Annotated in this window: 17 protein-coding genes; 5 read left to right on the top strand and 12 right to left on the bottom strand. The window is 36.9% G+C overall.

Going from position 1 to position 14,715, the window contains the following annotated elements; all coding sequences use genetic code 11:
* Positions 1–429: 429 nt before the first annotated feature.
* The 4 genes from B9T25_RS10980 to ftsY all read right to left on the bottom strand — a co-directional run bounded on the left by B9T25_RS10980 (position 430) and on the right by ftsY (position 3,668).
* On the bottom strand, positions 430–1,095 hold the full coding sequence (locus tag B9T25_RS10980) for a DUF2057 family protein (protein ID WP_086188457.1): 666 nt from the start codon (positions 1,093–1,095) through the stop codon (positions 430–432).
* Between the two features lie 207 nt (positions 1,096–1,302).
* Complete coding sequence (locus B9T25_RS10975) at positions 1,303–1,896, bottom strand: nitroreductase family protein (RefSeq protein WP_086188456.1); 594 nt, start codon at positions 1,894–1,896, stop codon at positions 1,303–1,305.
* Between the two features lie 322 nt (positions 1,897–2,218).
* On the bottom strand, positions 2,219–2,404 hold the full coding sequence (locus tag B9T25_RS14690) for a hypothetical protein (RefSeq protein ID WP_228146879.1): 186 nt from the start codon (positions 2,402–2,404) through the stop codon (positions 2,219–2,221).
* Between the two features lie 163 nt (positions 2,405–2,567).
* On the bottom strand, positions 2,568–3,668 hold the full coding sequence (ftsY, locus tag B9T25_RS10965) for a signal recognition particle-docking protein FtsY (protein WP_086188455.1): 1,101 nt from the start codon (positions 3,666–3,668) through the stop codon (positions 2,568–2,570).
* A 250-nt stretch (positions 3,669–3,918) separates the two neighbouring features.
* Between ftsY and B9T25_RS10960 the strand changes: the two genes are divergently transcribed.
* Positions 3,919–5,241: a M16 family metallopeptidase gene (locus tag B9T25_RS10960; RefSeq protein ID WP_086188468.1), complete on the top strand. Its 1,323-nt coding sequence runs from the start codon at positions 3,919–3,921 to the stop codon at positions 5,239–5,241.
* 11 nt (positions 5,242–5,252) lie between these two features.
* The gene (locus B9T25_RS10955; RefSeq protein ID WP_171262763.1) at positions 5,253–6,836 is read left to right on the top strand and encodes a M16 family metallopeptidase; all 1,584 of its coding nucleotides are present in this window, start codon (positions 5,253–5,255) and stop codon (positions 6,834–6,836) included.
* On the opposite strand, the gene B9T25_RS10950 is transcribed toward B9T25_RS10955, so the two are convergent.
* Together B9T25_RS10950 and B9T25_RS10945 are read right to left on the bottom strand one after the other, a co-directional pair.
* A complete protein-coding gene (locus B9T25_RS10950; protein ID WP_322853462.1) occupies positions 6,763–6,984 on the bottom strand; it encodes a hypothetical protein in 222 nt (73 codons plus the stop codon). The two genes, B9T25_RS10955 and B9T25_RS10950, sit on opposite strands and share 74 nt — an antisense overlap.
* Before the next feature lie 205 nt (positions 6,985–7,189).
* Complete coding sequence (locus B9T25_RS10945; RefSeq protein ID WP_086188452.1) at positions 7,190–7,549, bottom strand: hypothetical protein; 360 nt, start codon at positions 7,547–7,549, stop codon at positions 7,190–7,192.
* Positions 7,550–7,773: 224 nt separating this feature from the next.
* On the opposite strand from B9T25_RS10945, the gene B9T25_RS10940 reads away from it, so the two are divergent.
* The 3 genes from B9T25_RS10940 to B9T25_RS10930 all read left to right on the top strand — a co-directional run bounded on the left by B9T25_RS10940 (position 7,774) and on the right by B9T25_RS10930 (position 9,084).
* Entirely contained in the window at positions 7,774–8,007 is a 234-nt protein-coding gene (locus tag B9T25_RS10940; protein WP_086188451.1) for a hypothetical protein, read from the top strand.
* A 137-nt stretch (positions 8,008–8,144) separates the two neighbouring features.
* Complete coding sequence (locus B9T25_RS10935; protein ID WP_086188450.1) at positions 8,145–8,519, top strand: DUF2750 domain-containing protein; 375 nt, start codon at positions 8,145–8,147, stop codon at positions 8,517–8,519.
* A gap of 133 nt (positions 8,520–8,652) precedes the next feature.
* Entirely contained in the window at positions 8,653–9,084 is a 432-nt protein-coding gene (locus tag B9T25_RS10930) for a CBS domain-containing protein (protein WP_086188449.1), read from the top strand.
* 93 nt (positions 9,085–9,177) lie between these two features.
* Here the strand turns inward: B9T25_RS10930 and trpB are convergent, their stop codons facing one another.
* The 6 genes from trpB to B9T25_RS10900 all read right to left on the bottom strand — a co-directional run bounded on the left by trpB (position 9,178) and on the right by B9T25_RS10900 (position 14,492).
* On the bottom strand, positions 9,178–10,386 hold the full coding sequence (gene trpB / locus B9T25_RS10925) for a tryptophan synthase subunit beta (protein WP_086188448.1): 1,209 nt from the start codon (positions 10,384–10,386) through the stop codon (positions 9,178–9,180).
* Between the two features lie 41 nt (positions 10,387–10,427).
* Complete coding sequence (locus tag B9T25_RS10920) at positions 10,428–11,615, bottom strand: vWA domain-containing protein (RefSeq protein WP_086188447.1); 1,188 nt, start codon at positions 11,613–11,615, stop codon at positions 10,428–10,430.
* A 13-nt stretch (positions 11,616–11,628) separates the two neighbouring features.
* Entirely contained in the window at positions 11,629–12,480 is an 852-nt protein-coding gene (locus B9T25_RS10915) for an AAA family ATPase (RefSeq protein WP_086188446.1), read from the bottom strand.
* A gap of 21 nt (positions 12,481–12,501) precedes the next feature.
* Positions 12,502–12,885, bottom strand: coding sequence for a hypothetical protein (locus B9T25_RS10910; RefSeq protein WP_086188445.1), 384 nt, complete (start codon positions 12,883–12,885; stop codon positions 12,502–12,504).
* A 27-nt stretch (positions 12,886–12,912) separates the two neighbouring features.
* Positions 12,913–13,221, bottom strand: a complete 309-nt coding sequence (locus B9T25_RS10905; RefSeq protein WP_086188444.1) for a YcgL domain-containing protein — start codon at positions 13,219–13,221, stop codon at positions 12,913–12,915.
* Between the two features lie 128 nt (positions 13,222–13,349).
* The gene (locus B9T25_RS10900; protein WP_086188443.1) at positions 13,350–14,492 is read right to left on the bottom strand and encodes a ribonuclease D; all 1,143 of its coding nucleotides are present in this window, start codon (positions 14,490–14,492) and stop codon (positions 13,350–13,352) included.
* Positions 14,493–14,715: the final 223 nt, after the last annotated feature.

Below are 14,715 nucleotides of genomic sequence, written 5' to 3'. Positions count from 1 at the left end.
AATCTTGGCTCATCAATTTTCTGACAAATATTTCTCAAATAAACTTCGAGTAATTTCTACCATCAATCAATGAAAATAATTTCGATCAATCAATCAGTAAAAATCCACACAAGTTGTTCTTCATAATCTCTTAATGATCTTCTTAATACTTCGTCAGTAATTAAGTCGCTCAACTCAATAAACTCAACAACTTAGCACTTCGTGCTTCGTTCGTTTCCATCTATCTCGTCGGGATGCTGCGTATTCTATACAGTTTATTGTCTTGTGCAACCCCTATTTATCAAAAAAACATAAAAACTCAATCAGCCGCTTATTTTTTAAACTAAAATACCACTTTTAAATCTTTTTTCGACTTTTTTTCATCGATTAATCGCAACAGAAAAGAAAAACCAGCTTCCGCTGGCTCTTTTTCTTTCAATGATAAATGAATTAATTTGCTTGCTCAGCCAACCAAGTCATAAATTTTTGGCGTTCGGCTTTACTCGACTTTTGCCAAAGCTGAATAAGTTGTTGATCTGCTGTATTTGTAGAATTAACTAATACATTAGAATTCAAAGTTGTTGCTACAGAAGTTCCAGCTTGTAAATAAACAGGTGTAGGTTGGTTAACGGGTATTCGTTTCTTCTGAGTTAAATCTGTAGCTTTTGCAAAAATACCTTTTGCTAACCAAGGTTTTGATTCTGTATTTGCACCTGTTTGTTGAACCAGCATTTGGTTGTTGTTATCAAATAAAGCTACAATAGGTTGTTCAGCATATTTTTTTGCCGCTTCAAAACCTGCGGGTGCATTGACTAGATTTAAGCGGTAATTTTCACCATCTTTTAGCGGTGGTGTCTTCACGGTAATTACGCCTGACTTAACGATGTCATGCTCACCATTGAGATGTTCAAAATATTGGCTATAACGCACACTAAGACTAATTTCACCTGCATCAACTTCGTACTGGTTATTTTTCGAACGAAATAGACCTGTATTAACTTCTTGATCATTCACCGCAAGGATTTTGATTTCTTCTGGTGCTGTAATCGTTACCGCTGAAAATACAGTACCACTCACTAGCAATGCAGCCACAGCAAAAGTTAATCTTAAAGCCATTCTACTTTCTCTTTATTCATCATTAAAATTTAATTGCACTATGCAATGTATAAATGACAATTTTATGACAAAGCTATTTTCAACACATCGTATTCTCAAGTATTTATTGAGATAAGCTTTTCATCTTAATAGCTATCAATCTACTATTTCTAAACCATAAAAAAGAGCGCAATTTAAGCGCTCCGTATGACTAGAATGAAAAACAACTTAATCGAATTTTTTAAAACGTACTGCATCATCCATAAATGTTTTTTCTCCAGCAGCGGCTTCAATGGAGCCAAACACCAATTGAGCACGTAATTTCCAATTTTCAGGAATACTAAAAACCTCTGCAACTTCATGATCAATCACTGGGTTGTAATGCTGTAATGACGCTCCAATGTGATGTTCGGCTAATGCTGTCCACACCGCAAACTGTGCAATGCCTGTTGAATGCTCTGACCATGCTGGAAAATGATCTGCATATAATGCAAATTGTTCTTGCAAAGATTTTACCGTGTCTTGATCTTCAAAGAATAATACTGTGCCATAACCTGCGGCAAAACTATTAATTTTTGCATTGGTATTTTCAAAAGCCACTTCTGGCACCATTTTACGCAATGTTTCACGTACGATATTCCAAAATTTTGTATGTGATTCACCATATAAAGTGACAATGCGTGAAGTTTGTGAATTAAATGCAGAAGGACTATAACGAACTGTATCTTTAATAATTTCTTCTATTTTATCTTGTGTTAATGCAACATTATTACCAATTGCATAGATAGTACGGCGTTGCTTCATCTGATCTAAAAATAACATTGGACAATCCTCTTTTGAATTTTGATAAGAATTATTAGGATGGTTTTATCTTATGTTAATTTTAGAATGAATACATGCTTAAAAAAGTGACATTGTGTTTTATTTATAGAACAATCTGATGCACTATTTTCTCATCTCCTGTCTATTTAAAAACATAAAAAGCACCCGATATAGAGGTGCTTTTTCATAACCAAAAGTTAGACGAATATTTTGAATATGATCACCATCTTGAGGATCAAGTTTTTCGTCCGCCTCTTGCTCAATTGAACCAAAAACCAATTGCGCGCGGATTCTATACTCAAGTATTGCGCCACGGCGGAATCTATACTTGGATTATAGTGTTGCAAGCTAAAATGAACTTTTTCCCCAACACATGAATACTGCGACGTTTTTTCAAATGATCAACAAAAGTGAGTTCATGTATTTCTTCAGCAGCTCTTTTTTTCAGCTTAAAATCTTTGGTGATATTCGAGGTTAAAACATGACCAATTTCTTCTAATAATGCCACAAGCAGCATTCCCCAATACAGATATTAAATCTTTAAACTCCAATACATTACAAGATATTCCTTTGCATAGGTTGTTTTTATATGTTGTTTTTTAAATCAAATAATAGGCTTAAAAGCAATAAACTCCGCATTTAGCGGAGCTTACGTGAAACTTCAAGCATTTTTACTTTTCTGTTTCGAATAATGCGGCAACAAATGATTTTGCTGAGAATGGGCGTAAATCATCAATTTTCTCACCCACACCAATAAAACGAATCGGGACATGAGTACGACTTGCAATATTAAACAACACACCACCTTTAGCAGTGCCATCAAGTTTAGTAATGGTTAGCCCAGTCAAACCCACTGCTTCATCAAACATTTCGACTTGATTAATCGCATTTTGACCTGTGCCAGCATCCACCACCAACATAATTTCATGCGGTGCTGTTGCATCAATTTTTTGCATTACTCGTTTTACTTTAATGAGCTCTTGCATCAAATGACTTTTATTATGTAAACGTCCCGCTGTATCAGCAATAAGAACATCTACACCTTTTGCACGTGCGCTTTCAAAGGCATCAAAAATCACGGAAGCACTGTCTGCACCATGACCTTGTGAAACCACTGCAATATTATTACGCTCGCCCCAAATTTGAAGTTGCTCTGTAGCAGCTGCACGGAATGTATCGCCTGCTGCCAACATGACCTTCTTACCTTCACCTTGTAAGCGTTTTGCGAGTTTGCCAATGGTTGTGGTTTTCCCCACACCATTCACCCCCACCACCAAAATAACAAATGGACTTTTATTTGGATCAATGTGTAATGCTTTTACACGTGGCGCAAGTAAAGCCACCAATTCTTCTTGTAAAGCTTTATACAATGAATGTGAATAGATTAAATCACCACGTGCTGTACGTTCCGTTAAATTAGCAATAATGGTTTTTGTTGCATCTACACCAATATCTGCAACCAATAATTGCTCTTCAACTTCTTCAAGTAATTCATCATCGATTTCTTTACCACCGATAAGAATATTAACCATACCATCGGCAAGATTTTTGCGCGTTTTGGTTAAACCCACTTTCATTCGGCTAAAAAAGCCACCGCCAGAAGTATCTTCTTGCTCAGTTTCTGTGGCTACAGGCGCAGAAACAGTTGCTTCTTCTTTTGCAGTTTCAACAATAGGTACATTTACCGCAGGTAAATTCGGTAAAGTGACATCGTCATCCCCGATATCAGCATCAATCAAAAATTTATTTTGCCCATTAGATTGCTGTTGCATGCCGAATCCTTGAAAAGCATTGCGTTAAAAAACAAGGATTCTAGCATAAATTTCCTCTGCAATCCCCAGTAGACACCGAGCACACCAAAAATGAACAACTTAGTCTTGCTTTGAAATCAAAATTTCTTAAAAATAATCCTAAATATAATTCATCACTTTGGTAAATATTGTGCTCAAAAGTTATGTATCACCTTTTCCAAAGCTCTCTTTTTTTAAAAAGCATTTTTTAGCCACTGGCTTTGCATTACTCATAATACAAAGCAGTTTAGGGCATGCCGAAATACGTAGCGCATTAGCTCGCACCACATTTGAAACAACACTTAAAAATGGTTTAAAGGTAATTATTCGTGAAGACCATCGCTCACCCATGGTCATGACTCAAATCTGGTATGGCGTTGGAAGTAGTGATGAATCGGGTAACTTATTAGGCGTTTCTCATGTTCTTGAACACATGATGTTTAAAGGAACCAATAAAATTCCAAATGATGAATTCACCCGTTTAAGCCGTATTTATGGTGGCAGTGTTAATGCTTCAACCTTCACAAATTACACGAACTATTACCAGCTTTATCCTAAAACGTATTTACCTATGGCTTTAGAACTTGAATCTGACCGCATGAGTAATTTGCTGTTACGTCAGCAAGATTTTGAGCCTGAAATTAAAGTGGTGATGGAGGAACGTCGTTTGCGCACCGATGATAATCCAAGATCGCTGGCTTTTGAACGATTCAAATGGATTGCCTACCCAACCAGTCACTATCGACAACCCGTGATTGGATACATGAAAAATCTTCAAAACATTCAGCTTGAAGATGTCAAAAAATGGTACCGCGATTGGTATACCCCCAACAACGCCATTTTAATTATTGTCGGTGATGTTGATTCAGATAGCACCTTACTTCAAGTACAAAAGTATTTCGGTGATATTTCTGCTAAAAAAAACCCACCACGCAATGATGTATTAGAGTTTGATCATGTCGGTTATCGCCATATGGAACTCAATTTACCTGTACAAGTGCCTAATTTATATATGGCATGGAATGTCCGCTCACTGATCACAGCAAAAAATCCACAAGATGCTTATGCACTCACTATTATTAAAAATGTATTAGATAGTGGTATTTCTTCACGGCTACAAGATCGACTCGTCAGAGACAAGAAAATTCTGACCGCAATTAGTGTTTCTTACGATCCTTATAATCGAGGAGATAGCTTATTGAGTATTTCCGCATTACCCACCGATGGCGTGAACTTACAAGATGCAGAAAAAGCTATTCAGCATGAAATTGATTTATTAAAAACTGAGTTAATTCAACCTAAAGAAGTTGAACGTGTAACTGCCAATTACGTTTCTAATTTAATCTATAGCCAAGATGATATTGCAGGTCAAACCAAAATGATTGGCAATCTAGAAATCAACGGTTTAAGTTTCCGTTTAATGGATGAACTGCCTAAACATTTTGAAACAGTAACCCCACAAGATATACAACGCGTTGCGAATATTTATTTTGTCCGTGACAACCTCAGCACCTTATATCTTTCTCCTGTTTCACCTAAAAATAAAGCACAATAATGGAATTTCCTATGTTTAAGCTACGACCTTTTATCTTACTCAGTTCCATTATTTGCACTCAATCTGTCATTGCTGATATGAACTTAAATAGTATGAGCAATGATGATCCGACATATTTAAAATCAATTCCCCTTTTACAAAGCTTGAAAAACGACAATAAGCAACTTCAATTTAGTGCTCCTTATGTACACGAACTCAAAAATCGTTATAAAGTTCGGACATTGTTTGTCGAATCACAAGATTTACCTATCATTGACATTCAATTGACCTTCAACGCAGGTGCAGCGCGGGATGAAGAAATCGCTTCCGGCTTATATGGTGTTGCCAATATGGCTGCACAACTGCTTGACGAAGGAACAGAGAAATATACCGCTAACGAAGTTGCCAGTGCTTTTGAAGCTGTTGGTGCTCAATTTAGTGTGAAAGCTTATCGTGATATGTTCATTGTAAAACTACGGGTATTATCAGATCCAAAAAAGCTTGAGCCTGCGTTGGGCATGATGCTCGAAGTTTTAAATCATTCTACCTTCAAAAAATCCAGCATTCATTTAATGTTAACCAATACACAAGTGGGTCAAAAGCAAGTTCAAGAAAACCCCAGCCGAATGATGAATATTCAATTTTACCGCGCATTATATGGCAAACATCCCTATGCTGAACCTATTACAGGAACGCAGCGCAGTATTAGTAAAATCACACCAGTTGAACTTAAACAATTTAGTGACCAATTCTTAGTGGCACAAAATATGAACATTGCTATTACAGGTCAACTAAACCCCAAAGAAGCACTCAAACTTTCTGAACGTATTGCAGGTCATCTAAAACAAGGGGGAAAAGCAAAACCACTCCCTCAGCCCATAGACAAATCTAGTTTTGATATCCGTCATATGGCTTTTAACTCCAGCCAAGCCCATGTCATTATGGGACATTTAGGTACCACACGATTTGACTCAGACCGTTTAGCTTTAGAAGTTGCGAATCAAATGTTTGGAGGAAGTGGCTTTAATTCGGTTTTAATGAAAGAACTCCGAGTCAAACGTGGTTACACCTATGGTGCTTATAGTTCATTTTCATTTAGCCAAGTTCCCGGAACCTTTAGTCTTAGTTACTCCACAAGACAGGACCAACTCCTCGACAGCATACAGGTGGCTCATCGAGCTTTGGTCGATTTTGTAAAGCAACCGATTGATCAAAAACAATTAGAAGAAACCAAAGCAGGAATTTTGCGCGCTTTCCCCAACAATTATAGTAGCAATGCCAATATTAATGCTCAGTTAGGCTCAATGGGGTTTTACAATCAAACGGCTGATTATTTAAATGAATATCCACGTTTATTAGAAAAAATGACTGCGCAAGATGTACAAAATGCGATTCAAAAGCATGTACACCCTGAACGACTCACAATCATCGTGGTGAATGATAAATTAGATAAAAAAGTTTTGGAAACCAAACTCAAGCAAAACCTCGCCCCCCAAGCGCCCACACTTACACCACCATCAATAGAGCAAATCCCTAAAACAATTATTGTTCCACCTGCAAAGGAGGCAATTGATGTGCCTGCGTCATTTCCAAATGATGCGCCTGCATCAATTTAAAATATTGCCCGTAAGGAACCTGTTGCTGCTGCATCAGTGACAATGCCATTTGCTGAGTGTCTGGGTAACTGGCCTGAGATGAAAGTTTGACAACATTTTCAAATTGCGTGAGTGAAATGGGACGATGAAGGGCAATTAAAGCAAGCATTAATATAATCGTAATAATGCTCAATATGAGCACGTTATAAACATATTCAAGCTTTATATTAGATTTGAATTGAACAATTTTTTGTATAGCAATATGCATAGCCTACCTCGAACTGAAGGTAGTTTAGGGTGCCATATTCAGAAGCACAAGCAAATTTGCTCAATTTCAATGTATTTGTAACAGAAATTGAGCAATCCTCATCAGCCTAGCCAACAACATTTCTAATCACTGCAAAATAAAGGACTAATGCAATAATCCCTAACACCAGCATAATTGCAAAAGCACTCAGACCTTTTTCTGAATCTACGGAATGTAGTTCATCATCATCTGCTATGCGCTTTAATTCACCATTATAAACCTTATAAAATTCTTCACGTTGTTGTGGGTCTAATTGGCGAGTAAAATCATAAACTCTTTTACGCTGTGCTAAACAATAGTCCCCTAAGTGGATTTCTTCATGAAAAATAGCTTCATCTAAATTTTTTCGATGTTGATGAGCCAGCTCAACGATTTGAGAGATTGTTGGAGGCAAATCAAAAGTCAAACCATCAAATGTTTTTGTCATGTTATTCTCCTTATATATTTACAATTTCCAATATATGTATATTAATAAAAATTCATTTTGTAGATTGTTTAATCATGTAACCTTGTTTTTATCAGTACAACCCACACATATTGTTTGACAATTCAAGTTTATTGTAATATTACTTTAATAAAGTAAGGTTAAATTAGTATAAAGACAAACTGAACAGTCTTTTTAGCAATCATAATTACAATAAGGAGTTTTATATGATTCAACAACTCTCTCGCCAAGACTTAGAACATGCGTATGCAGATGCAGTAAACACCATTCAATCGCAAATGAATTTTGCAGATGCAGTTCAACAATTGGAAGACGTCGCTCGTGCTGGGCATGGTAAATCAGCATTGTTCTTAGCAGAACTTTATTATCAAGGTTTCCGTGTAGAACGAGACTCAATCAAAGGGCAATATTGGCAAAATTTAGCCACTATGCAAGCTTAATAAAACGTCACCAAGGTGGCGTTTTTTAATACCTATTATTTTTAAATACATATTTATTTACATTGTTTTTCTAAGCTTACACTGAACTTTCATCTAAATTTCTTACAATAGAGTCTGAACTCAATAGACGTTTTGGTATGAAACAAATTAATTCATTACAGCTCATCCCTAAAGATTTATTCTTCAAAATCACCATCTTAAAATCGATGATGTACTGTGGCGTACTTTGGGGCTTATATCATGAACAAGGCTGGGCAATGATGTCTGACCATCAAGATTTCATTTTTCCATTTTGGCTAAACAGTATCCAAGCACATAAATATGCACAACTACATTGGCCTAATTATACCCCCCGCAAAATCACCCCAAATGATTTCCAAGAATATCTACTCCCAACATTAACTCGTTTAAGCGTTACCCCTGCACTGTGTAACTCTTCAAGCCAAAAATTCAAATTAACCACTCAACAAATGCGTCATTTCTTTTTCTCTGAATCTTTAAAACCTGCTTAACTTTGTATCAAAATCGTTAAAGTGAAATAAAGAGAAATGTAAAATTAAATTTCTGACTTGAAAAGTCTTTGCATTTTTCTTATTTCACGCTAAGTTTAATATCAAACAATAAACAACAAAGGATGACTAGTAAATGACCAATGTAGCACAAGTTATTCAGAACAAAATTGAACAGACCATCTTTACGATTAGCCCTGAATCGACTGTACTTGAAGCAATTTCACTTATGGCGGATAAAGGCATTGGTGCACTCGTGGTCACTGATCAAGATAAAGTCGTGGGTATTCTTTCTGAACGTGATTACACACGAAAAGTTATGCTAATGGAACGCACCTCTAAAGAGACTACTGTAAGTGAAATTATGACTGCGAAAGTACTTACCGTCACCAAATCCAACAGTGTTGAAGATTGTTTGGACCTCATGACAGATCGACACTTACGTCATCTACCCGTTGTTGAAAATGATAAACTGATTGGCTTAATTTCAATTGGTGACTTAGTCAAAGTAGTCATGGACGATCAACGTAAATTAATTGACCAATTACAACAATATATTGCAAGTTAAGTTTTCAAAGCCAATAAAAAACCTCTCAATTGAGAGGTTTTTTTAATCCTTCTAAATCTCACTTTTTAAAAGCGATTTAGAAAGATTTTATCACTAGTTCAAGCCTAGCTTTTCAGCCACATAGTCAGAATCTTTATCACCACGACCAGATAAATTAACCACGATTTTTACATCTTTTGCCATTTTAGGTGCTTCACGGATAGCCCAAGCCACCGCATGTGAACTTTCTAGCGCAGGAACAATTCCTTCCACTCGCGACAATGTCATAAATGCATCTAAACATTCTTGATCGGTTGCTGTTGAATATTCCACTCGACCTAAATCTTTGAGGAAACTATGTTGTGGCCCAACACCAGGGTAATCTAGACCAGATGCAATTGAATGTACAGGTAAAGGCTCTCCCTTCTCATCCTCAAGTACATAACAAGCCATACCATGCAGTTGACTAGGTTTACCCAAAGTCAACGTTGCTGAATGCATATTGGTATCCAAACCATGACCAGCAGGCTCAACCCCTACAAGCTTCACATCGGGTTCATTCAAAAATGCAGTGAATGCCCCTATCGCATTTGAACCACCACCCACACATGCAACAATGTAATCTGGGTTTGAACCAAAACGATCCTTGGTTTGAACTTTAATTTCGTCACCAATAATAGACTGAAAATCACGAACCATTTTTGGAAATGGGTGTGGGCCAACCACTGAACCAATTGCATAGATAAAATTTTTCGGATCTTTTAAATATTCATCAAATGCACTATCTACAGCATCTTTCAATGTTGCGGTTCCACGTGTTACAGGAATCAGTTTTGCACCCAAAATTTTCATTTTAACGACATTTGGATGTTCTTTTTCAATATCCACTTGCCCCATATGAATTTCACATGGAATACCGACAAGTGCACATGCTGTTGCTAAAGCAACGCCATGTTGACCTGCTCCTGTTTCTGCAATCACTTTGCTTTTACCCATATATTTCGCAAGTAAAGCTTCACCTAAACAGTGATTAATTTTGTGTGCACCAGTGTGGTTTAAATCTTCACGCTTGAGATAGATTTGCGCCCCGCCCAATTGATCAGACAAACGTTTTGCATGAAATAACGGACTTGGACGACCCACATAATGGGTAAATAAATCAGCTAATTCATCTTTAAATTCAGCAGTATGACGAATTTCTTCATAAGCAAGATTAATTTCATCCATTGCTTCTTTTAAATGAGGTGGAATAAATTGACCACCATATTGCCCAAAGAAACCCTCTTCGTTTGGTAATGCAATACCATTAATTTGATGATTCATTGTCAACCCCCATTTAAAAAAATATGATCATTTCGACACGTTTAACGAGCTAAATATTTTGTCATATCTTCTACACCCTTTAAGGTCATCGGATACATATGATCTTCAAAAATTTGCTTAATTAAGCCAATCGTATGTGTGTAATGCCAGTAACTGTCTTGTTCAGGGTTCAGCCATGCTGTTTTTTCAAAATGCTGACGTAAACGCTGTAACCAAACATTGCCTGCTTCATCATTCATATATTCAACCGAACCACCAACCGATGTCAGCTCGTATGGCGCCATACTGGCATCCCCTACAACAATTACACGGTAGTCACGACCATAGGTATTAAACAAATCCCAAGTGTTCATACGCGTACTAGAGCGACGAATATTGTCCTTCCAAACATAGTCATATAAACAATTATGGAAATAAAAATATTCTAAGGTTTTAAATTCAGTTTTTGCAGCACTAAATAGCTTTTCACATTGAGCGATATGCGAATCCATCGATCCACCAACATCAAACAACATTAAAACTTTAACTCGGTTACGACGCTCAGGGACAAGCTGCACATCCAAAATGCCCTGTTTCGCTGTTTCGCGAATCGTGCCATTGATATCCAGTTCTTCAGCAGCACCCTGACGCGCAAATTTACGTAAACGACGCAATGCCATTTGCATTTGGCGCGTACCTAAAATCTGTTCATCATCTAAATTTTGATATTTACGCTGTTCCCAAACTTTAACAGCTGAACGCTTACGACCCGGACCACCAATCCGCACACCTTCAGGATGATCACCAAAAGCACCGAATGGTGATGTACCACCCGTGCCTATCATCTTATTACCACCCTGATGTTTTTTGTGTTGCTCACGCAGACGCTCTTCTAACATCTTCATCAGCTCTTCAAGCGAGCCTGCTTTTTTCAGTTCTTCTCGCTGTTCAGGCGTCAAATGTTTTTCAATGAGTTCAAGATCGAACCAATCTTTCGGCAATTTATCGACTTGATTCAGTAAATCATCGAGATCAAACGTTGAGATACCATCAAAATAATCTTTCATGGCACGGTCAAACTTGTCAAAGAAGCGCTCATCTTTGACCAGAATTATTTTTGCTAATTGATAGAATTCCTCTTGATCCGCAAAAACTAAACCTTCGCTTACTGCATGATTTAAATCAATCAATTCACGCGTTGATACAGGCACACCGTATTTTTTTAAGGTATAAAACAATCGTACGAACATAGGCGATCACCTATTAACGTCGTGACATAAAAGCAAGACGCTCTAGTAATTGTACATCTTGCTCATTCTTGATCAATGCACCATATAAGGGTGGAATGGCTTTTGATTTATCATGATTATGCAATACGTTTTCAGGCATATCATCTGCCATCAGCAAGCTTAACCAATCAATCAACTCAGAAGTCGATGGTGGTTTCTTTAATCCCGGAACCTGACGAAGTTTAAAGAAAACCTGTAAAGCTTGGTTCACCAAAGTTGCCGAAATTTTAGGAAAATGCACGTCAATAATTTCGCGCATTGTGCTTTCATCTGGAAATTCAATATAGTGAAAGAAACAACGACGCAAGAAAGCATCGGGTAATTCTTTTTCATTATTTGAGGTAATAATCACAATCGGACGTTGCGTCGCAGTAATGGTTTCCCCTGTCTCATACACAAAGAACGACATTTTATCGAGTTCGTGTAAAAGGTCATTAGGGAATTCAATATCCGCTTTATCAATTTCATCAATCAGTAATACACAGCGTTCTTCACTGGTAAAGGCATCCCACAATTTACCAGGTTTAATATAGTTTTTAATATCATAAACACGATCATCACCTAACTGGCTATCACGCAGACGCGAAACCGCATCATATTCGTACAAGCCTTGCTGCGCTTTGGTGGTCGATTTAATGTGCCAAGTCATGAGTTTCAGACCCAGACTCTGCGCTACTTGCTCTGCAAGTAATGTTTTACCCGTACCTGGCTCACCTTTCACGAGAAGAGGTTTTTGTAATGTACGCGCGGCTTTAACAGCTAGTTTTAGACTTTCGGTGGCGATATACTGATCTGTACCGACAAATTGTTGAGTATCAACAGACATGATTTAACCTTATTTTTTTACTTAAAGTGGTGAACTATCTTTGTTTACTACAAATTTTGCTTTTTTGGTTGTGTATTGAGACCATAAATAGCCAACCACTAAACCAAGCCCAACAACAAATAAAATGAGTGAGGCATTTGACCAGACCAAAGCATTTTCTTTGGTCAAAACACCAAATAACAAACCAAAAATTGCTGGCGCGATGGAAGCGTTATTACCTTCAGAAACCGTAGGGGTTAATAAAATCGCAAATCCAATGATCCACGTTATACCACCGAAAGGTTTAGGTAAGCGTTTTGCAATCGCATACCATGACCAGAGTATAATGACACTTCCTAGCAAATAAACCGTGATAGCAATGCTATCTTCAGGAATTGAATCTAGTAGTGAAAGAAAACTGTTCATCGTGCAACTCCAACGCCTGAATCGATTTTAAGCACCACGCAAACCTTCTGGTGCAACGGCATTCGGATTGATTAACCCTTCTGGCGGAACCTGAATAAAGAAGCCTTTGTTTTGAATTGAATCAATCACATGCAAAACATTAACACGTGCTAATTTACGCTCTTCAGACAACTCTAAATCCATAACAAAAGTTGCGCGACCAAATGCTGTACGCATCGCCTCAGGTAAAATTTCAAGCGGGCTAGCTGCTTCAGCTTCGTTTTCAGTTGGCTCAGGACGGGCAATGTAAATATACATTTCAGCTTTTTTGCTAGATTTGAAAATTGAACAATGCATAGTTAAAACAGTACTCATAAAACTTAGCTTAAGCATACAACAAAAAAAAGACGGATACATTAGTGATTACTAACGCATCAGTCTTGATTTTGTATAAATGATAATTCTTTAAGCAATCTGCTTGAAAATCATTCCATCACTTTCATTTGAGTCGATAGATAATTTTCATCCGCATGTAAAACATCAATCAGTGGTTTGGTTAATAAGTCATAGCGCCAACCCAAAAGATAAGCTGGTAAATCTTGTTCATCGTTATGAAAGACCACATGCTGATACAAAGCATTGAGCCATTTTTTACGCATCAACACTTCTTTAGGTATTGTGGTTTCATTCACTACAGATTGGATCACAGCATCTACCTTTTCACCAATATCTTTTGATGAATGACGAATCGGACGCGCCATACGCAGTGGCCATTCTGTCGGTTCTGGCAAAAATTTAAGCAAGTCTAAAATGGTTTTACCATGATCTCGCACAATGTTTTGGCGAATATCTCGAATGCCTGACAACTGAAAGTGATTGCATGGGTTTTTTTCAACCAAATCAATCATAGTTGAACTTTTTAGAATAAAACTACGTGGATAATTCAACGCTTTGACCATCTGCTCACGCCACACAGCCAATTGTTGTAATTGCATGAGTTGACGGCGTGAATGACGATAATTCCCAATATCATGGTAGAGCATTTCTAACGGTGTTTCTTGACCAATTTCATAAGTCAAATGACGGCAATCTTCGAGTGTAAAATCAAGTAAATTTTTATCTGTTAATTCATTTTGAATTTTATTGGACAGATTCATCAAATGCAGCACATCATTGGCTGCATAAGCGAGTTGTTCTGGGCTAAGCGGACGTGCCAACCAATTAGATCTGGTCTGATCTTTATCAATCTCAACATCTAGCATTTGTTTTAATGCATTTTGATAGCTGACTTGTAATCCATGTCCTAAAAAAGACATTCCGACTTGGGTATCAAAAACATTGGTTAAGGTTTTTTGCTGTGCATAATAATAAATTAAATCAATGTCTTCACTACAGGCATGAAATATATTTTGCTGTGCTTGAAATAATTTTTCCCAGAATACAGCCAAATCTAGACTTACCCCATCAAGCAAAAAAACTTGATCTGCAACATTAATTTGAAATACACCTAATTTAGGCCATAGGGTATCGACTTTGATAAATTCTGTGTCTAATCCATAAATGGATGTTTGACTCATCAAATGCAAAATATCATCTAAGTCTTGTTGTTGCTGAATGAACTGAAACATATTACCGAGTCTAAAATCAGATTCTCTTTAAAAGCATATTAACCTATATATAACATTTAGATATAACAAATTTTACATCTATAACACCTATTCACTGTATTTTTAGTATTTAAATGAAAAGGCAATTAATTTTTATATATTTTTTGTATAAGTTTAAGCGTGATTTATATACCTTTTACTTACCTCTCACTATTTCATAATGAATGAAATAAGTAGCATTGTA

The sequence above is a fragment of the Acinetobacter sp. ANC 4470 genome, assembly GCF_002135335.1.
In the GTDB taxonomy this organism is placed as follows: domain Bacteria; phylum Pseudomonadota; class Gammaproteobacteria; order Pseudomonadales; family Moraxellaceae; genus Acinetobacter.
The sequence above is the reverse complement of the archived record's forward strand: the minus strand, read 5'-3'. Positions and strand labels throughout refer to the sequence as shown.